At 60.5% G+C, this 17,191-nt stretch carries 20 protein-coding genes; 1 reads left to right on the top strand and 19 read right to left on the bottom strand.

Going from position 1 to position 17,191, the window contains the following annotated elements:
- Positions 1 to 18: 18 nt before the first annotated feature.
- From bamB to trmJ, 18 genes are all read right to left on the bottom strand, one after another.
- Positions 19 to 1,170, bottom strand: coding sequence for an outer membrane protein assembly factor BamB (gene bamB, locus BMY45_RS24585; protein ID WP_092402615.1), 1,152 nt, complete (start codon positions 1,168 to 1,170; stop codon positions 19 to 21).
- The gene (locus tag BMY45_RS24580) at positions 1,163 to 1,804 is read right to left on the bottom strand and encodes a YfgM family protein (protein WP_092402613.1); all 642 of its coding nucleotides are present in this window, start codon (positions 1,802 to 1,804) and stop codon (positions 1,163 to 1,165) included. The genes bamB and BMY45_RS24580 overlap by 8 nt, the downstream gene beginning before the upstream one ends.
- 40 nt (positions 1,805 to 1,844) lie before the next feature.
- Entirely contained in the window at positions 1,845 to 3,134 is a 1,290-nt protein-coding gene (gene hisS / locus BMY45_RS24575) for a histidine--tRNA ligase (RefSeq protein WP_092402611.1), read from the bottom strand.
- 24 nt (positions 3,135 to 3,158) lie between these two features.
- On the bottom strand, positions 3,159 to 4,268 hold the full coding sequence (gene ispG, locus BMY45_RS24570; RefSeq protein WP_003185136.1) for a flavodoxin-dependent (E)-4-hydroxy-3-methylbut-2-enyl-diphosphate synthase: 1,110 nt from the start codon (positions 4,266 to 4,268) through the stop codon (positions 3,159 to 3,161).
- Positions 4,269 to 4,271: 3 nt separating this feature from the next.
- Positions 4,272 to 5,327: a RodZ domain-containing protein gene (locus BMY45_RS24565; protein ID WP_092402608.1), complete on the bottom strand. Its 1,056-nt coding sequence runs from the start codon at positions 5,325 to 5,327 to the stop codon at positions 4,272 to 4,274.
- On the bottom strand, positions 5,327 to 6,085 hold the full coding sequence (pilW, locus tag BMY45_RS24560) for a type IV pilus biogenesis/stability protein PilW (RefSeq protein WP_092402606.1): 759 nt from the start codon (positions 6,083 to 6,085) through the stop codon (positions 5,327 to 5,329). The genes BMY45_RS24565 and pilW overlap by 1 nt, the downstream gene beginning before the upstream one ends.
- Positions 6,086 to 6,097: 12 nt before the next feature.
- Entirely contained in the window at positions 6,098 to 7,246 is a 1,149-nt protein-coding gene (gene rlmN / locus BMY45_RS24555) for a dual-specificity RNA methyltransferase RlmN (protein ID WP_047227475.1), read from the bottom strand.
- A gap of 28 nt (positions 7,247 to 7,274) precedes the next feature.
- Positions 7,275 to 7,700, bottom strand: coding sequence for a nucleoside-diphosphate kinase (ndk, locus tag BMY45_RS24550; protein ID WP_042727994.1), 426 nt, complete (start codon positions 7,698 to 7,700; stop codon positions 7,275 to 7,277).
- A gap of 188 nt (positions 7,701 to 7,888) precedes the next feature.
- A complete protein-coding gene (gene iscX, locus BMY45_RS24545) occupies positions 7,889 to 8,089 on the bottom strand; it encodes a Fe-S cluster assembly protein IscX (RefSeq protein ID WP_092402604.1) in 201 nt (66 codons plus the stop codon).
- 14 nt (positions 8,090 to 8,103) lie between these two features.
- Positions 8,104 to 8,445: an ISC system 2Fe-2S type ferredoxin gene (gene fdx / locus BMY45_RS24540; protein ID WP_092402602.1), complete on the bottom strand. Its 342-nt coding sequence runs from the start codon at positions 8,443 to 8,445 to the stop codon at positions 8,104 to 8,106.
- Positions 8,446 to 8,448: 3 nt separating this feature from the next.
- On the bottom strand, positions 8,449 to 10,311 hold the full coding sequence (hscA, locus tag BMY45_RS24535) for a Fe-S protein assembly chaperone HscA (RefSeq protein ID WP_092402600.1): 1,863 nt from the start codon (positions 10,309 to 10,311) through the stop codon (positions 8,449 to 8,451).
- A 50-nt stretch (positions 10,312 to 10,361) separates the two neighbouring features.
- Positions 10,362 to 10,883 (bottom strand): co-chaperone HscB, encoded by a 522-nt coding sequence (gene hscB / locus BMY45_RS24530; protein ID WP_047227472.1) that lies wholly within the window; start codon positions 10,881 to 10,883, stop codon positions 10,362 to 10,364.
- Between the two features lie 8 nt (positions 10,884 to 10,891).
- The gene (gene iscA, locus BMY45_RS24525) at positions 10,892 to 11,215 is read right to left on the bottom strand and encodes an iron-sulfur cluster assembly protein IscA (RefSeq protein WP_003185155.1); all 324 of its coding nucleotides are present in this window, start codon (positions 11,213 to 11,215) and stop codon (positions 10,892 to 10,894) included.
- A gap of 24 nt (positions 11,216 to 11,239) precedes the next feature.
- On the bottom strand, positions 11,240 to 11,626 hold the full coding sequence (gene iscU, locus BMY45_RS24520; protein WP_003185157.1) for a Fe-S cluster assembly scaffold IscU: 387 nt from the start codon (positions 11,624 to 11,626) through the stop codon (positions 11,240 to 11,242).
- Between the two features lie 42 nt (positions 11,627 to 11,668).
- Positions 11,669 to 12,883, bottom strand: a complete 1,215-nt coding sequence (locus tag BMY45_RS24515) for an IscS subfamily cysteine desulfurase (protein ID WP_047227470.1) — start codon at positions 12,881 to 12,883, stop codon at positions 11,669 to 11,671.
- A gap of 50 nt (positions 12,884 to 12,933) precedes the next feature.
- A complete protein-coding gene (gene iscR / locus BMY45_RS24510) occupies positions 12,934 to 13,425 on the bottom strand; it encodes a Fe-S cluster assembly transcriptional regulator IscR (RefSeq protein WP_092402598.1) in 492 nt (163 codons plus the stop codon).
- A gap of 267 nt (positions 13,426 to 13,692) precedes the next feature.
- Positions 13,693 to 14,469, bottom strand: coding sequence for a serine O-acetyltransferase (cysE, locus tag BMY45_RS24505; RefSeq protein WP_092402596.1), 777 nt, complete (start codon positions 14,467 to 14,469; stop codon positions 13,693 to 13,695).
- Between the two features lie 2 nt (positions 14,470 to 14,471).
- Entirely contained in the window at positions 14,472 to 15,242 is a 771-nt protein-coding gene (trmJ, locus tag BMY45_RS24500) for a tRNA (cytosine(32)/uridine(32)-2'-O)-methyltransferase TrmJ (protein ID WP_047227467.1), read from the bottom strand.
- A 144-nt stretch (positions 15,243 to 15,386) separates the two neighbouring features.
- Here trmJ and suhB point away from each other — a divergent pair, with 144 nt between their 5' ends.
- Positions 15,387 to 16,205, top strand: coding sequence for a type III secretion system regulator SuhB (suhB, locus tag BMY45_RS24495; protein ID WP_003185165.1), 819 nt, complete (start codon positions 15,387 to 15,389; stop codon positions 16,203 to 16,205).
- A gap of 362 nt (positions 16,206 to 16,567) precedes the next feature.
- Here the strand turns inward: suhB and BMY45_RS24490 are convergent, their stop codons facing one another.
- A complete protein-coding gene (locus BMY45_RS24490; RefSeq protein ID WP_047227466.1) occupies positions 16,568 to 17,116 on the bottom strand; it encodes a glycine zipper 2TM domain-containing protein in 549 nt (182 codons plus the stop codon).
- Positions 17,117 to 17,191: the final 75 nt, after the last annotated feature.

Genomic DNA, 17,191 nt, shown 5'->3' with positions numbered 1-17,191 from the left:
CTAGCCCCAAGCATAGTCTTACTTGATGGTCAGGGCTTCCAGTTTGCCGCTGTTGCCATACACATAAATCATGTTGCCCACCACCAGCGGACGGGCGCGCAGGCCGTCGCTGTCGATGCGCTCACGGCCGACAAAGCGACCGTCCACCTGGCTGAGCAGGTGCAGGTAACCTTCCAGGTCACCGACTGCAACGTAGCTGGAGAAGACTTCCGGGGCCGACAGTTGACGACGGGCCAGGGAATCGTTGCTCCACAATGCGGTGGTGGAACGCTCGTCGACGCCTTCAACCGTGCCCGAGGACAGGCTCACGTAGACGCTGCCAAAACCTTGGGCGACACCGGCGTAGCTGGACGCATCGCGCTGCCACAGTGGGCGACCGCTTTCCAGGTCCAGGGCCGCAACGCGGCCCTGGTAACTGGCGACATACAGCGTCTCGCCAGACAACAGCAGGCCACCGTCGATATCGACCACACGCTCCAGTTCCGAACGGCCCTGCGGGATGGCCACGCGCTGTTCCCAGACCGGCACGCCGTTGGAAATATCCAAGGCAACCACTTTACCGGTCGACAACCCAGCCACCGCGAGGCGGTTGGTCACGATCGGCGCACTGGTGCCGCGCAGAGTCAGTACCGCCGGAGTGCTGTCGTACAACCAGCGCTGCTCGCCAGTAGCTGCATCCAGACCGATCAGGCTGTCATCCTGGGTCTGTACCACCACCACGTCACCGTTGGTGGCCGGCGGTGCGAGAACTTCACTGGTCACGCGGGCGCGCCATTTCTCTTCACCGCTGCTGGCATCCAAGGCCACGATTTCGCCCTTGAGCGTGCCGATCATGACCAGCCCGTAACCCACGCCAACGGCGCCGGAAACGGGCAGTTCGAGATCCTGCTCCCACTTGACGTCGCCGTTGATGCGGTCCATCGCCATCACCACGCCAGTGACGTCGGAGGCATAAATAGTGTCGCCATCGATGGCCGGCACCAGCATGTTGTAGGTTTCACCCTGGCCGTCACCAATGGAGCGGCTCCATTGCTTCTGCAGCACGACTTCTTCTTTGAAGTCGGTCAGTTCGGCCGGTGGCAGTTCTTTCTTGCTGTTGCTGCTGCAACCCGCGGCCAGAATGGCCAGAGCCAGCAATGCTGCATGTTTCCAACGGATCACGTCACGCATCCCCTTTGGCCAGGTCGTCCAGCTTGATTTGCAGGCCACCGACCGCGGCTTCATCCGACAGCGCAGCCTTGGCTTTTTGGTAGGCCGCATGGGCCTCATCAGCACGACCAAGCTGTACCAGCAGGTCGCCCTTGAGTTCTTCGCGGGTCGCCAGGAACGCCTTGTTGGCATCACCGTCGAGCAGCTTCAACGCCTCTTCGGCCTTGTTCTGCGCCGCCAGCACCTGCGCCAGACGCTGACGCGCCACTTCGCCCAGGGTCGGGTTGACCGGCTTGTCGACAATGGCCTTCAGCTCAGTGGCGGCGTCGTCCAGCTTGCCGGTGTCTACCGCGACCTTGGCCACGAACAGGCGGCCATATTGCGCGTAGGCCGTGCCGCCGAATTCGTTGTCGAGTTTACCGGCCAACTCCGCCACGCGGGCAGCGTCAGGCTTGCCGTCCGGGGTCAGGGTGGTTTCCAGCAACTGCTGATAGAGCATCGAAGCGCCTTGCGCCTGGTTGCTCTGGTATTTCTGCCAGGCCTGCCAGCCGAACACGATGACCAGCGCCAACAGGCCGCCAGTGACCAGCGGCTTACCGTTGCGCGTCCACCAGTCCTTCAAATCCGCCAGCTGTTCATCTTCGGTACTCGACACCCCAATACTCCTTAATCGCTAAATCGGCTGTTTGACAGCTTCAACCCTGCACGACGCAGGTGGCCAGGTGTGCGGCAAGCGCATCCCAGGCAATGCTTTGTTGTTCGCCCTGGCCACGCAGGGGTTTGAAACCTACCACTTGCTGGGCCAATTCGTCGTCACCGAGAATCAGTGCATACAACGCACCGCTCTTGTCGGCCTTCTTGAACTGGCTCTTGAAGCTGCCGCCGCCGGCGTTGATCTGCAGGCGCAGGTTGGGCAACTGGTCGCGGACTCGCTCGCTCAGCGCCAGGGCCGCCAGTTCGGCTGCTTCGCCGAAGGCGCACAGGTAAACGTCGACCTGACGGGCGATTTCTTGCGGAATCTTGTCCAGCGTCTCAAGCATCAACACCAGACGTTCGATGCCCATGGCAAAACCCACGCCCGAGGTCGGCTTGCCGCCCATCTGTTCCACCAGCCCGTCGTAACGGCCGCCGGCACACACCGTGCCCTGGGCCCCCAGCTTGTCGGTGACCCATTCGAAGACGGTCTTGCTGTAGTAATCCAGCCCGCGGACCAGCTTCGGGTTGATGACGTAGGGAATGCCGACGGCGTCCAGGCGCGCCTTCAGGCCTTCGAAGTGCAGACGGGACTCTTCGTCGAGGTAGTCAGCCATTTTCGGCGCATCGACCAGGATCGCCTGCGTGTCGGCGTTCTTGGTATCCAACACCCGCAGCGGATTGGTCTTGAGGCGGCGCTGACTGTCTTCGTCCAGCTTGTCCAGGTGAGCGGACAGGAACTCCACCAGCGCTTCGCGGTAGCGCCCACGGGACTCGCTGGTGCCCAGGCTGTTGAGTTCGAGCTTGACCGCATCACGAATGCCCAGCTCGCCCCACAGGCGCCAGGTCAACACGATCAGCTCGGCGTCGATGTCCGGACCGTCGAGGTTGAATACCTCCAGGCCTATCTGGTGGAACTGGCGATAACGACCTTTCTGCGGACGCTCGTGGCGAAACATCGGGCCGATGTACCAGAGTTTCTGCACCTGGCCACCGCCGGTAATGCCGTGCTCCAGCACCGCGCGCACGCACGCCGCCGTGCCTTCGGGACGCAGGGTCAGCGAATCGCCGTTGCGGTCCTCGAAGGTGTACATCTCTTTTTCGACGATGTCGGTCACTTCGCCGATGGAGCGCTTGAACAGCTCGGTGAACTCGACGATCGGCATGCGGATCTGCCGATAACCGTAGTTATCCAGCAAACGCGCCACGGTGCCCTCGAAATAACGCCACAGGGGCGTCTGCTCGGGCAGGATGTCGTTCATGCCACGAATGGCTTGCAGGGACTTGCTCACAGGTAATCCTTAAATTCGTTCGACTCAACCACGCGCGATTACAGCAGCGTCGGCTTCGACCTTTTCGGCCGCTTTCTGGCGGATCAGCCGTTCCAGTTCATCCACCAGATTGTCATTCGTCAGTTTCTGCGACGGCTTGCCGTCGATGTAAATCAGGTTCGGTGTACCGCCGGTGAGGCCGATATGGGCTTCCTTGGCTTCACCTGGCCCGTTGACCACGCAACCAATCACCGCGACATCCAGCGGCACCAGCAGGTCTTCCAGGCGCCCTTCCAGCTCGTTCATGGTCTTGACCACATCGAAGTTCTGCCGCGAGCAGCTTGGGCAGGCGATGAAGTTGATGCCACGGGAACGCAGGTGCAGGGACTTGAGAATGTCGTAGCCGACTTTCACTTCCTCCACCGGATCGGCCGCCAACGAGATGCGGATGGTATCGCCAATTCCTTCGGCGAGCAGCATACCGAGGCCGACCGCGGATTTCACCGTGCCCGAACGCAACCCACCGGCTTCGGTGATGCCCAGGTGCAACGGCTGGACGATTTCCTTGGCCAGCAGACGGTAGGCTTCGACGGCCATGAACACGTCGGAAGCCTTCACGCTGACCTTGAAGTCCTGGAAGTTCAGGCGCTCCAGGTGCTCGACATGGCGCAGGGCCGACTCCACCAGCGCAGCCGGGGTGGGTTCGCCGTATTTCTTTTGCAGGTCTTTTTCCAGGGAACCGGCGTTGACGCCGATGCGGATCGGAATACCACGGTCGCGGGCGGCATCCACCACCGCACGCACGCGGTCTTCGCGACCAATGTTGCCCGGATTGATGCGCAGGCAGTCCACACCCAGCTCGGCCACGCGCAGGGCGATGCGGTAATCGAAGTGAATGTCGGCCACCAGCGGCACTTTGACCAACTGCTTGATTTTGCCGAACGCCTCGGCGGCGTCCATGTCCGGCACGGAAACCCGCACGATATCGACACCGGCGGCTTCCAGTCGGTTGATCTGCGCAACGGTGGCGGCCACGTCGTTGGTGTCGCTGTTGGTCATGCTTTGCACAGCGATGGGCGCATCGCCGCCAACAGGAACGTTGCCGACCCAGATCTTTCGCGATTCGCGACGTTTGATTGGAGATTCGCCGTGCATGACTTATTGACCCAACTTCAGGCGAGCGGTCTCGCCACTGGTGAACGGAGCCACGTCGACCGGTTGGCCGTTGTAGCTGACCTGCGCGCCACGGGCATAACCCAGGCGCACGGCAAACGGCGGCGTGCCGTTGACGGAAGCACTGTCGCCCTTGCGCTTGAGGCCACTGAACAGCACCTTGCCGGTGCCATCGGTGATCTGCGTCCAGCAGTCGGCGGTAAATTGAATCTGTACCTGGCCTTGACCGGCGGCGGGAGCGACAGGCGCTACCGCAGGGGTGGAGGCTGTCGGAGCGGCTGGCGTTGCGGCTGGCGTTGCGGCTGGCGCGGCCGGAGTTTCGACGACTGGGGCTGGCGTGCTCGGTACAGCCGGCGCTTGAGTAGCCGGCGCATTGGCGGTCGGGGCTGGCGCGACGGGTGCAGCGGGCGCGTCTGCCGGAGCGGCCGGCACACTCGGTTCGGCACCGACGGCCGGATCAGCGCCGTCCTGCCCCTGAGGCAACACCAGGGTGGTTTCCCCTGCGCTCTGGCCTTCCACCACAGCCTGATCTTCCGGCTCGTCCAGCGGATGTATGCGGGTGGTGCCGTCGGCGCCTTCGACTTCGACATGCTCAGGGTTCATGGCAATGGGATCCTTGGCGCGCAAAGCAGCCTGGTCCTGCCACCAGAGGAAACCGCCACCAATCACCGCGATCAACAGCAACAAGCTGACGATTCGCAAAATGGTGTGGGAAACGCGAACCGGCTCTTCGATGCGACCCAGGCTGTGCACGCTGCTGCCCTGGGCGTCGGAACCGGTGTATTGATCGAATTGCTGGACCAGTTCGGTCTGGTCCATGCCGAGCAACTTGGCGTAGGCACGGATGTAGCCCCGAGCGAACGTATGCCCAGGCAATTTATCGAACGCGCCGGCTTCCAGGTTGCCCAGGGAAGCCACGGTGAGATTGAGCTTGAGGGCCACCTCTGCCAGCGACCAACCATTGCTTTCGCGAGCTTGGCGCAGGGTCTCACCGGGATTTACGCGAGTCGCTGCTACAACTTCAGGATGCGCCGCTTTCATCATTGCTCCGACAGGTATTGCTGATATTCCGGCGTACCGGGATAGAGTCTTTTTAGTTGCAGGCCAAAACTGGCGGCCTTGTCACGATCTTCAAACACGTGGGCCAGCCGAACACCGAGCAATAGACTACGTGCATTTTGCTCGCTCAGCAGGCTAAAACGTTCGTAATAATCGCGCGCGGGCACATAATGCCTGTCTTCGTAAGACAACTCAGCCATTTCCAGCAATGCCCGCGGCTGCTGGCGGTTGAGCCGCAGGGCTTTTTCAAGCTGCTGGCGAGCCAGATCACGCTGACCAAGTTTCGAGGCCGTCATGCCCAGGTTCTCGAAAACCCGTGAGCGCTCTGGATAAAGGGTGTCGGCGGCCGCCTGCTCGAAGCGCTCGTAGGCTTCTTTATAGCGCTCCTGCTCGAAGAGGAAACTGCCGTAATTATTCAGGATCCGTGCATCCTGCGGCTGGGCAGACAGCGCCTTGCGAAAATGCGCGTCAGCCAGCTCAGGTTCCATCTCAGCCTGGAATACCAACGCCAGGGCTGCATTGGCATCGGCATCTGAATCATCCAGCTCCAGGGCTTTCTTGAGTGGCACCTTGGCTCGCTCGGTCATGCCCTGTTGCAGATAGCCTATGCCCAATTGCACATAGGCTTCACGCGCCTCGTCGCGCCCCTTGCTGGTTTTCATGGGGTTGTAGTCACCCGACAGAACACAACCGGTACAAAGACCGGCCAACAGCAACAGCAGCGCGAAGCGCAGGGACATAGAGTTCCTCTCTTAGTGACTGTTCGCAGCGTTTTGCGCGACATCGTCGGCGGCGTTCAACTCACGCACGGCAATGTAGCGCTCACTGCGACGGGTGCGATCCAGCACCTGTCCTACCAATTGGCCACACGCGGCATCGATGTCTTCGCCGCGGGTGGTGCGCACGGTGACGTTGAAGCCAGCGTGGTGAAGCTGATCCTGGAAGCGACGAATCGCGTTGTTGCTCGGACGCTCGTAACCGGAGTGCGGGAACGGGTTGAACGGAATCAGGTTGATCTTGCAAGGGATGTTCTTGAGCAACTCGATCATCTCGACCGCATGTTCAACCTTGTCGTTCACGTCCTTGAGCAGCGTGTACTCGATGGTCAGCACGCGTTTTTCGCCCAGGGACGACATGTAGCGCTGACACGATTCCAGCAGCATCTTAAGCGGGTATTTCTTGTTGATCGGCACCAATTGGTTACGCAATGCGTCATTGGGTGCGTGCAGCGACAACGCCAGGGAGACGTCGATATGCTTGGCCAGCTCATCGATCATCGGCACCACGCCGGAGGTAGACAGGGTCACCCGGCGCTTGGAGATGCCATAACCCAGGTCATCCATCATCAGGTGCATGGCAGCGATGACGTTGTCGAAGTTCAGCAGCGGCTCACCCATGCCCATCATCACCACGTTGGTGATGGCACGGTCGACGGTCGCCGGGACGCTGCCAAAGGATTTGTTGGCAATCCACACCTGGCCGATCACTTCGGCGGCGGTGAGGTTGCTATTGAAGCCTTGCTTGCCGGTGGAGCAGAAACTGCAATCCAGGGCACAGCCTGCCTGGGACGAAACGCACAAGGTGCCGCGTTTGCCCTGGGGAATGTAAACGGTCTCGACGCAGCTGCCGGACGCCACACGCACCACCCACTTACGGGTGCCGTCGCTGGAGATGTCCTCGCTGACCACTTCCGGACCGCGAATTTCAGCAACGGCCTTGAGCTTTTCGCGCAGGGCCTTGCTGACATTCGTCATGGCGTCGAAGTCGTCGACGCCAAAGTGGTGAATCCATTTCATCACCTGGCCGGCACGGAAACGCTTCTCCCCGATCGAGTCGAAGAATTTCTCCATTTCCGGCTGGGTCAGGCCCAACAGGTTGGTTTTGCCGTTCGATGTAGTCATGGATTCACCTTCACTCAAAAGCCTGGGCTTAGCGAGTGGTTACTTCAGTAGCGGAGAAAAAGTAAGCGATTTCGCGAGCAGCAGCGGCTTCGGAGTCCGAACCGTGAACGGCGTTGGCGTCGATCGACTCAGCGAAGTCAGCACGGATGGTGCCGGCAGCAGCTTCTTTAGGGTTGGTGGCGCCCATCAGCTCACGGTTGCGAGCAATGGCGTTTTCGCCTTCCAGCACCTGAACAACAACCGGACCGGAAGTCATGAAGGCAACCAGCTCACCGAAGAAACCGCGCTCGCTGTGCTCAGCGTAGAAGCCTTCGGCTTCGGCCTTGGACAGTTGCTTCATTTTCGAAGCTACAACGCGCAGGCCAGCGTCTTCGAAGCGGGTAACGATCTTGCCGATCACGTTTTTAGCAACGGCGTCAGGCTTGATGATGGAGAAAGTACGTTGAACAGCCATGGTGTAACTCCAGAAACGGTAATTTGCGAAAAATTAAACCCGCGAATTATACGCGGGTTCTTGGGTATTGCCTAACTGCGTCTGCCTACGTGTAGGAGCTGCCGAGCGAAGCGAGGCTGCGATCTTTTGATCTTGACCGTCCGCTTATAATCGCGAAAAGATCGCAGCCTCGCTTCGCTCGTCAGCGCCTACTCTGTCTCTTCGATCCAGGCCGACTGAATCGCTTCCAGCACCTTCTCACCGCCACGGGCCGGATCATCGCTGAACTCCGGCAACGCCAGCACCCACTTGTGCAGATCGACGAAGTTCACGTAACGGGGGTCCACATCCGGCTTGGATTCAGCCAGCTGGATTGCGATTTCCAGTACATCAACCCATTTCAGACTCATTGCAGCTTCCTGAATCAGTGCGGCGCTTCGGCCGCATGGTTAAGCGAATATTTCGGGATTTCAACGGTCAGGTCTTCGGTGCCGACAATAGCTTGGCAGCCCAGACGCGATTGGGCTTCCAGGCCCCAGGCCTTATCGAGGAAATCTTCCTCCAACTCATCCGCTTCTTCCAGCGAATCGAAGCCCTCACGAATAATGCAATGGCAAGTCGTGCAGGCGCAGACGCCGCCACAGGCACTTTCCATCTCGATATGGTGCTCATGGGCCAGCTCGAGAATGGAAATTCCGGGCTCAGCCTCCACGACCATGCCCTCGGGACAGAACTTCTCGTGGGGCAGAAAAATCACCTGCGGCATCAGTTATTCCTCAATTTCATTCAGGTTGCGCCCCGCCAGGGCGGCTTTGACCGTCGAGTCCAGGCGGCGGGCAGCAAAGGCATCGGTGACTTGCGACAGACGCTTGGTCTGCTGCTCGATGGCATAACCATCGGTGCCTTTGATCAATTCAGACAATTCCTGCATTTGCAGCTCGATCACCATGCGTTCCTCGGCGTCCAGCAGACGGTCGCCATCGGCCTCAAGAGCGGCCTGCACGGCTTCGACCAAACGCTGGCCGTCGACCTGCTGCTCACGCAATACCCGGGCGACCTTGTCGTCGCTGGCATGCTGGAACGAATCCTTGAGCATTTTGGCGATTTCGCCGTCGGTCAGACCGTAGGACGGCTTGACCTGGATGCTCGCCTCGACGCCCGAACCCAGCTCGCGGGCGGAGACATTGAGCAAACCGTCGGCGTCGACCTGGAAGGTCACGCGGATCTTCGCCGCACCGGCCACCATCGCCGGGATGCCGCGCAATTCGAAGCGCGCCAGGGAACGGCAGTCGCTGATGAGTTCACGCTCGCCTTGCAGCACATGAATCATCATGGCCGACTGGCCGTCTTTATACGTGGTGAAGTCCTGGGCACGGGCAACGGGGATGGTGGTGTTGCGCGGGATCACCTTCTCCATCAGGCCGCCCATGGTTTCCAGGCCCAGGGACAATGGAATCACGTCGAGCAACAGCAGCTCGCCGCCGTCGCGCTTGTTGCCGGCCAGGGTATCGGCCTGGATCGCGGCGCCGATGGCAACCACCTGGTCCGGGTCGATTTCAGTCAGCGGCTGGCGGCCAAAGGCCTCGGCGACGGCTTCGCGAACCCGCGGCACACGGGTCGAACCGCCGACCATGACCACGGCCTTGACGTCTTCGAGCTCCACACCGGAATCACGCACGGCACGGCGGCAGGCCTTGAGGCTGCGGGCGACCATGGGTTCGATCAGCGCATCAAAGGCTTCACGACTCAGCACAGCCTTCCAGTCGCCGTAAGCCACTTCGACCGTTGCCGCGTCGGTCAGGGCTTCCTTGGCGGCGCAGGCCGTTTGCAGCAGCTGACGTTGCGCGCCCGGATCAAGGTCTGCGGACAGGCCCGCTTGCTCAATGATCCAGCCGGCGATGGCGTGATCGAAGTCATCGCCGCCCAGGGCGCTGTCGCCGCCGGTGGCCAGGACTTCGAAGACGCCGCCGGTCAGGCGCAGAATGGAAATATCAAAGGTGCCGCCGCCCAAGTCGTAGATCGCGACGAGGCCTTCGGCGTGCTGGTCCAGACCGTAGGCCACAGCAGCGGCGGTCGGTTCGTTGAGCAGGCGCAGCACGTTCAGACCGGCCAACTTGGCCGCGTCCTTGGTGGCTTGGCGCTGGGCATCGTCGAAATAGGCCGGGACAGTGATGACCGCACCGACCAATTCACCGCCCAACGCCGCTTCGGCGCGCTGGCGCAGCACCTTGAGAATATCAGCGGAAACTTCCACCGGACTTTTCGGGCCCTGCACGGTTTCAATGAACGGCATGTGGGATTCGCCGTCAACGAAACGGTACGGCAGCTGATCACCCAATTGCTTGACGTCGGACAGACCACGCCCCATCAGGCGCTTGACCGAAACAATGGTGTTGAAGGGATCGGTCGCCGCGGCCAGCTTGGCTGACTCGCCCACTTCCACGCGATCGGCGTGATAGCGCACGGCAGACGGCAGGATCACTTGCCCCTGCTCATCGGCCAGCGGTTCGGAAAGGCCACTGCGCAACGCAGCGACAAGGGAATTGGTAGTACCCAAGTCAATTCCCACAGCCAGGCGACGCTGGTGCGGTTGTGGACTTTGGCCGGGTTCGGCGATCTGCAGTAGGGCCATCGTAATCAGGACTTATCTGTAATCAGGCGTGCGACCGGAGCGGCACTGGGTTAATCGTCGAGGCGCTCTTCTAGCTGGCGCACTTCGTAGGTGAGCTTGTCGAGGAATTGCATGCGCCGCATCAGGCGTTCGGCCTGTTCGCGTTGCGCAGCATCGTCCCAACAGGCTGCGAAGCTTTCATTCAAGGTGTGCTGGGCGTCCTTCAGGCGGCGCTTGAACACCGCGACACCGGCCAGATCGGCGCTGTCCTGCAGATCTTCGAGTTCTTCGCGCCACTGCATCTGCTGCAACAGAAACTCGGGATCATGCACGGTGACTTCCAGAGGCAACTCATGACCGCTGATGGCCAGCAGATAACGCGCGCGCTTGGCCGGGTTCTTGAGCGTCTGGTAAGCGTCGTTGAGGTTCGCCGACTGTTCCAGCGCGCGCCGCTGCTCTGCCTCCGAGGCATCAGCGAAACGGTCGGGATGGACGCCGCGGGCCAGCTCCAGATAACGAGCGGACAACTGCTCAAGATCCAGGGAAAAGCCCGGCTGCAACTGGAACAAAGCAAAATGACAAGGAGTACCCACAAGCCGCCTCAGATGTTGAAGCTTTCGCCGCAGCCACATTCACCGCGCACGTTGGGGTTGTTGAACTTGAAGCCTTCGTTCAACCCTTCCTTGACGAAATCCAGTTCAGTGCCGTCCAGGTACGTCAGGCTTTTCGGATCGATGATCACTTTCTGACCATGACTCTCGAACACCTGATCGTCTTCGCCGACTTCGTCGACGAATTCGAGCACGTAGGCAAGACCAGAGCAGCCCGTGGTGCGAACACCCAGGCGGATACCCTCGCCCTTGCCGCGCCCTGCAAGAGAGCGCTGGATATGGTTAGCTGCCGCTTCTGTCATCTGGATAGCCATGAAAACTCCTTACCTGTGCGCGGATCAGATCAAGCCTTTCTTCTGCTTGTAATCGCGAACGGCAGCCTTGATGGCGTCTTCGGCGAGTACCGAGCAGTGGATCTTCACTGGCGGCAGGGCCAGTTCTTCGGCCAGCTGAGTGTTCTTGATGGTTTCAGCCTCATCAAGGGTCTTGCCCTTCATCCACTCGGTGGCCAGGGAGCTGGACGCAATGGCCGAACCGCAGCCATAGGTCTTGAACTTGGCATCTTCGATGATGCCTTGCTCGTTGACCTTGATCTGCAGGCGCATCACGTCGCCGCACGCCGGGGCGCCGACCATGCCGGTGCCAACATCAGGGTCCTGCGCGTCCATCTTGCCGACGTTGCGCGGGTTCTCGTAGTGGTCGATGACCTTTTCGCTATATGCCATTTGCTTTAATCCTCATCAGTGAGTCGCTCTGGAGGCGACTTCTCAGTGCGCCGCCCACTCGATTTTCGAGATGTCGACACCGTCTTTGTACATATCCCACAGCGGCGACAGAGCGCGCAGCTTGGTAACGGCCTCGCAGACTTTCTGCGCGGCGTAATCGATTTCTTCTTCGGTGGTGAAGCGGCCGAAGGTGAAGCGGATCGAGCTGTGAGCCAGTTCGTCGTTGCGGCCCAGGGCGCGCAGTACGTACGAAGGCTCGAGGGACGCCGAGGTGCATGCCGAACCGGACGACACGGCCAGATCCTTGAGCGCCATGATCAGCGACTCGCCTTCAACGTAGTTGAAGCTCAGGTTCAGGTTGTGCGGTACGCGGGCGATCATGCTGCCGTTGACGTAGAGCTCTTCGAGGTGTTCGACCTGCTTGAAGAAACGGTCGCTCAGGGCCTTGATGCGCACGTTCTCGGCGGCCATGTCTTCCTTGGCCACACGGAAGGCTTCGCCCATGCCGACGATCTGGTGGGTCGCCAGGGTGCCGGAACGCATGCCACGCTCGTGACCGCCGCCGTGCATGGTCGCTTCGAGGCGAACACGTGGCTTGCGGCTCACGTACAGCGCGCCGATACCTTTAGGGCCGTAGGTTTTGTGAGCCGAGAACGACATCAGGTCGACTTTGAGCTTGGACAGGTCGATGTCGACCTTGCCGGTGGACTGGGCCGCGTCGACGTGGAACAGGACGCCCTTGGAGCGGGTCAGCTCGCCGATGGCTTCGATGTCGTTGACGGTGCCGATTTCGTTGTTCACGTGCATGATCGAAACCAGGATGGTGTCGTCGCGCAGTGCGGCTTCGACCATGGCTGGGGTGATGATGCCGTCTTCACCTGGCTCGATGTAGGTAACTTCGAAACCTTCACGCTCAAGCTGGCGCATGGTGTCCAGGACAGCCTTGTGCTCGATCTTGGAGGTGATCAGGTGCTTGCCCTTGGTGTGATAGAAGTGCGCGACACCCTTGATTGCCAGGTTGTCGGACTCAGTAGCACCAGAGGTCCAGACGATTTCACGTGGGTCGGCGTTGACCAGGTCAGCGACCTGGCGGCGGGCGTTTTCGACCGACTCTTCAGCTTTCCAGCCGAACACGTGGGAGCGGGACGCCGGGTTACCGAAGTTTCCGTCGACCAGCAGGCATTCACTCATCTTTTGCGCGACACGCGGATCAACCGGGGTGGTCGCAGAGTAATCAAGGTAAATCGGCAATTTCATGGACTTTCTCCTAAATCAGGCTGGCTGGCGTTCCGCGTGCTCTGCGGCGGTCATTCGACGGCGGACGCTTCAATCTTGTCCAGGTGCAGCGCCTTGCTGTTGCAACGGCGCTGGTCCTGACGCTGGGCTACTTCTTGCACCTCACGGCGAGTTACAAGGTCAGCCAAGCTGATACCGCTTAGAAATTCGTGAATCTGCAGGCTCAGGTCACACCACAAGTGATGGGTCAGGCAAGTATCGCCGCCATGGCAGTCGCCAAGGCCCTGGCATTTGGTCGCATCGACCGATTCGTTCACCGCGTCGATCACCTGGGCGACCTGGATGCCCTGCATGTCGCGTGACAGCTGATAGCCACCACCGGGGCCGCGCACACTGGAAACCAGGTTGCTGCGGCGCAGCTTGGCGAACAGCTGCTCAAGGTAAGACAGGGAAATGCCCTGGCGCTCGGAGATATCGGCCAGGGACACCGGCCCGTGCTGCGCATGCAATGCCAGATCCAGCATCGCGGTCACGGCGTATCGGCCTTTTGTAGTCAGTCGCATGGACAATTACCACGGAGTTCGGAATGGGGCGAGTATGCAATTCCCGAGTATTTAAGTCAACTATAAGACCTAGTGCTTTACTCAGGTTTACCCGCAAAAGAGCGCGCGCATCATAGCAAAGGCTGGCCAGTGGCGACCAGCTATACCGCGTTATCGTTCTTCGCGAGCAAGCCCGCTCCCACAGGGGATTTGCAGTGGTCACAACATCTAAGGCCGTCGCAGATCCAGTGTGGGAGCGAGCCTGCTCGCGATGAGGCCAGCAGGGTCTCAACTGGCCTGGCTTTGATCCTTATCCTTCACACACGCAAAATCTTCCTCGCGCAGCTCAGGCAGGTCCTTGGCGCAGTAATTACTGCCCAGGTCCTTCAGGGCGCCGCACATGCCCTCCAGGCGCCCGTCGACGGCCTGCAGGTGATCGAGCAACTGGTTGATGGCGCGAGCGACCGGGTCGGGCATGTCTTCGCCGACACCGTAGGCATCGAAGCCGATCTTCTCGGCCATGGCCTTGCGGCGGGCGTCCTGCTCTTCATCGGACTTGACGATGATTCGCCCCGGGATACCCACCACGGTCGCACCGGCCGGCACAGCCTTGGTCACCACCGCATTGGAGCCGACTTTCGCCCCTGCCCCCACCGTGAACGGCCCGAGCACCTTGGCGCCGGCACCGACCACTACGCCGTCCTCCAGCGTCGGGTGGCGCTTGCCCTTGTTCCAGCTGGTGCCGCCGAGGGTCACGCCCTGGTACAGCGTCACGTCATCGCCGATCTCGGCGGTTTCACCAATGACAATGCCCATGCCGTGGTCGATGAAGAACCGGCGACCGACCTTGGCGCCTGGGTGGATCTCGATCCCGGTGAGCCAGCGTCCGAAGTTGGAGACAACCCGTGCCAGCCACTTCCAACCCATGCCCCATAAGGCACCGGAGAGGCGATGGATCCAGATGGCGTGCATGCCCGGGTAGCAGGTCAGCACTTCAAAGGCATTACGCGCCGCCGGGTCACGATGAAAAACGCTTTGGATATCTTCACGCAAACGATCGAACATCTTTATTCCTTCCGCTTAATCAGCTCGCCACGGGCCGCTTTCTGGGTTTCCGTGAGGATGCCGCGCAATATATTCATCTCCGCCCGGCTGACCGAGCTTCGTCCGTACAACCGGCGCAGGCGCGCCATCAAGTGCCGGGGCTTGTCCGGGTCAAGAAACTCGATATCCACCAGGGTCTGCTCCAGGTGCTCATAGAGCCGCTCCAGCTCGTCCATGGTCGCCAGTGTCTCACTGCGCGGCGACGTGGCCTCGAATTTTTCGACCTTGCTGGGTTTGCCTTCGGCCGCCAGCCAGGCCATGCGCACTTCATAACTCAATACCTGCACCGCCGCCCCGAGGTTCAGGGAACTGAACTGTGGGTCGGAAGGGATATGCACGTGAAAGTGACATCGCTGCAGCTCTTCGTTGGTCAGGCCGGAATCTTCACGGCCAAACACGAGGGCGATCTCAGCGCCCTGCCCGGCTTCCTCGACCACTTTGGTTCCGCATTCGCGGGGGTCGAGCAGCGGCCAGGGGATGCGGCGGTCGCGGGCGCTGGTGCCGAGCACCAGGTTGCAGCCCACCAGGGCATCTTCCAGGGTGGCGACCACTTGGGCGGCTGCCAGGATGTCACCGGCACCGGAAGCCCGGGCGTCGGCTTCGTGATGGGGAAACGAGCGTGGCTCGACCAGCACCAGCCGCGACAGGCCCATGTTCTTCATGGCCCGCGCAGCCCCGCCGATATTTCCCGGATGGCTGGTATTGACCAGGACGACACGAATGTTCTGCAACAAGGGAGGCGCTCTCGAACACGATAAAGGGAGCAAATCTTACCTAAGCACCTACCGTTAAGCTATGAAAGCGAACACCAACCTTCTCCTGGGAAAACTTTCTGATAGAATGCGCGGCTTTCTTTAACAACCTTAGGTGACACATCCATGCAGCCCATGCTGAATATCGCGCTGCGCGCCGCCCGCAGCGCCAGTGAACTGATCTTCCGCTCCATCGAGCGCCTGGATACCATCAAGGTCGATGAAAAAGACGCCAAGGACTACGTGTCCGAGGTTGATCGCGCCGCCGAACAGAAAATCGTCGACGCGCTGCGCAAGGCTTATCCGAACCACTCGATCCTGGGTGAAGAGACCGGCATGCACGCCGGCACCGGCATCGAAGGTGAAGAGTACCTGTGGATCATCGATCCGCTGGACGGCACCACCAACTTCCTGCGCGGCATCCCTCATTTCGCTGTCAGCATCGCCTGCAAATACCGTGGTCGCCTGGAACACGCCGTCGTGCTGGACCCGGTTCGCCAGGAAGAATTCACCGCCAGCCGTGGCCGTGGCGCCCAACTGAACGGTCGTCGCCTGCGCGTCAGCGGTCGCACCAGCCTGGACGGCGCCCTGCTGGGTACCGGCTTCCCGTTCCGCGATGACCAGATGGACAACCTGGACAACTACCTGGGCATGTTCCGCGCCCTGGTCGGCCAGACCGCCGGCATCCGCCGCGCTGGCGCCGCGAGCCTGGACCTGGCGTATGTCGCCGCCGGCCGTTTCGATGCCTTCTGGGAGTCGGGCCTGTCCGAATGGGACATGGCAGCAGGCGCCCTCCTGATCCAGGAAGCCGGCGGCTTGGTGAGCGACTTCACCGGCGGCCACGACTTCCTTGAAAAAGGCCACATCGTTGCCGGCAACACCAAATGCTTCAAGGCCGTACTCACCGCCATCCAGCCACACCTGCCGGCTTCGTTGAAGCGCTAAGCAGCTCGGCTACAGAAAAAGCACCTTTCGGGGTGCTTTTTTTATGCCTTCTAGAACCAGCCCTTATGCCAGGCACCTCCCTTTGTGGCGAGGGGATTTATCCCCGCTGGGCTGCGTAGCAGCCTCCTTCCTCAAGCAGTCAATTCAATCTGCCTGACATATCGGGTTGCTGGCATTGAGGACCGCTTCGCGCCCCAGCGGGGATAAATCCCCTCGCCACAATGAGACATATCTTCCAAAAAGGGTGCAGGCTGAACCATCGCTATCGCGAGCAAGCTTTGCTCCCACAGAGGACTTGGGTGGGTTGTAAAATCCGGGCACAAAAAAAGCACCCCGAAGGGTGCTTCTTCATAACAGCCGGATCACTGAGCCGGTTCGTTCTGCCCCAGGATCAGTTGGCCTTCCTTGTTCACTGGGATCTGGTTGCCCGGGTCGCGGTCCATGCGGACTTTGCCTTCCTTGCCATCGAGCATGTAGCGAACGTCGTAACCTACAACCTTGTCGCTGATGTCGTTGACCGTGTTGCAGCGAGTTTGGGTGGTGGTGTAGGTGTCGCGCTCCTGCATGCCTTCCTGAATCTTGTTACCGGCATAACCGCCGCCGGCCGCACCCGCCACGGTGGCGATTTTCTTGCCGGTGCCGCCGCCAATCTGGTTACCCAACAGGCCACCGGCCACGGCGCCCAATACGGTACCCGCGATCTGATGTTGATCCTGGACCGGCTTCTGCCGGGTCACGGTGACGTCCTTGCACACTTCACGGGGGGTCTTGATTTGTGTCTTAACCGGGTCCACGGCCAATACTTGCGCATACTCAGGGCCGCTTTTGACCAAGCTGTAGGTGGCTACCGCACCACCGGCAGTCACACCGACAGCACCCAATACCGCACCAACCAGCATCGATTTGTTCACTTGAACCTCCTGACCATCACATGCGGATTTATCCGCGCTTCTCCCAGCCTTGGAGCACAAAAAAAGGCGCGAGTT

The organism is Pseudomonas sp. NFACC39-1 (assembly GCF_900110355.1).
Classification (GTDB): Bacteria; Pseudomonadota; Gammaproteobacteria; order Pseudomonadales; family Pseudomonadaceae; genus Aquipseudomonas; species Aquipseudomonas tehranensis.
Note: the sequence above shows the minus strand (reverse complement) of the source record. Positions and strands in the feature narration are given on the sequence as shown.

What these genes read in the sequence shown, in the direction of transcription:
- bamB (WP_092402615.1), bottom strand. Translation starts at nt 1,170, where the DNA reads ATGCGTGACGTGATCCGTTGGAAACATGCAGCATTGCTGGCTCTGGCC.
- ispG (WP_003185136.1), bottom strand. Translation starts at nt 4,268, where the DNA reads ATGCACGGCGAATCTCCAATCAAACGTCGCGAATCGCGAAAGATCTGG.
- BMY45_RS24565 (WP_092402608.1), bottom strand. Translation starts at nt 5,327, where the DNA reads ATGAAAGCGGCGCATCCTGAAGTTGTAGCAGCGACTCGCGTAAATCCC.
- pilW (WP_092402606.1), bottom strand. Translation starts at nt 6,085, where the DNA reads ATGTCCCTGCGCTTCGCGCTGCTGTTGCTGTTGGCCGGTCTTTGTACC.
- rlmN (WP_047227475.1), bottom strand. Translation starts at nt 7,246, where the DNA reads ATGACTACATCGAACGGCAAAACCAACCTGTTGGGCCTGACCCAGCCG.
- ndk (WP_042727994.1), bottom strand. Translation starts at nt 7,700, where the DNA reads ATGGCTGTTCAACGTACTTTCTCCATCATCAAGCCTGACGCCGTTGCT.
- iscX (WP_092402604.1), bottom strand. Translation starts at nt 8,089, where the DNA reads ATGAGTCTGAAATGGGTTGATGTACTGGAAATCGCAATCCAGCTGGCT.
- fdx (WP_092402602.1), bottom strand. Translation starts at nt 8,445, where the DNA reads ATGCCGCAGGTGATTTTTCTGCCCCACGAGAAGTTCTGTCCCGAGGGC.
- hscA (WP_092402600.1), bottom strand. Translation starts at nt 10,311, where the DNA reads ATGGCCCTACTGCAGATCGCCGAACCCGGCCAAAGTCCACAACCGCAC.
- iscA (WP_003185155.1), bottom strand. Translation starts at nt 11,215, where the DNA reads ATGGCTATCCAGATGACAGAAGCGGCAGCTAACCATATCCAGCGCTCT.
- iscU (WP_003185157.1), bottom strand. Translation starts at nt 11,626, where the DNA reads ATGGCATATAGCGAAAAGGTCATCGACCACTACGAGAACCCGCGCAAC.
- BMY45_RS24515 (WP_047227470.1), bottom strand. Translation starts at nt 12,883, where the DNA reads ATGAAATTGCCGATTTACCTTGATTACTCTGCGACCACCCCGGTTGAT.
- iscR (WP_092402598.1), bottom strand. Translation starts at nt 13,425, where the DNA reads ATGCGACTGACTACAAAAGGCCGATACGCCGTGACCGCGATGCTGGAT.
- cysE (WP_092402596.1), bottom strand. Translation starts at nt 14,469, where the DNA reads ATGTTCGATCGTTTGCGTGAAGATATCCAAAGCGTTTTTCATCGTGAC.
- suhB (WP_003185165.1), top strand. Translation starts at nt 15,387, where the DNA reads ATGCAGCCCATGCTGAATATCGCGCTGCGCGCCGCCCGCAGCGCCAGT.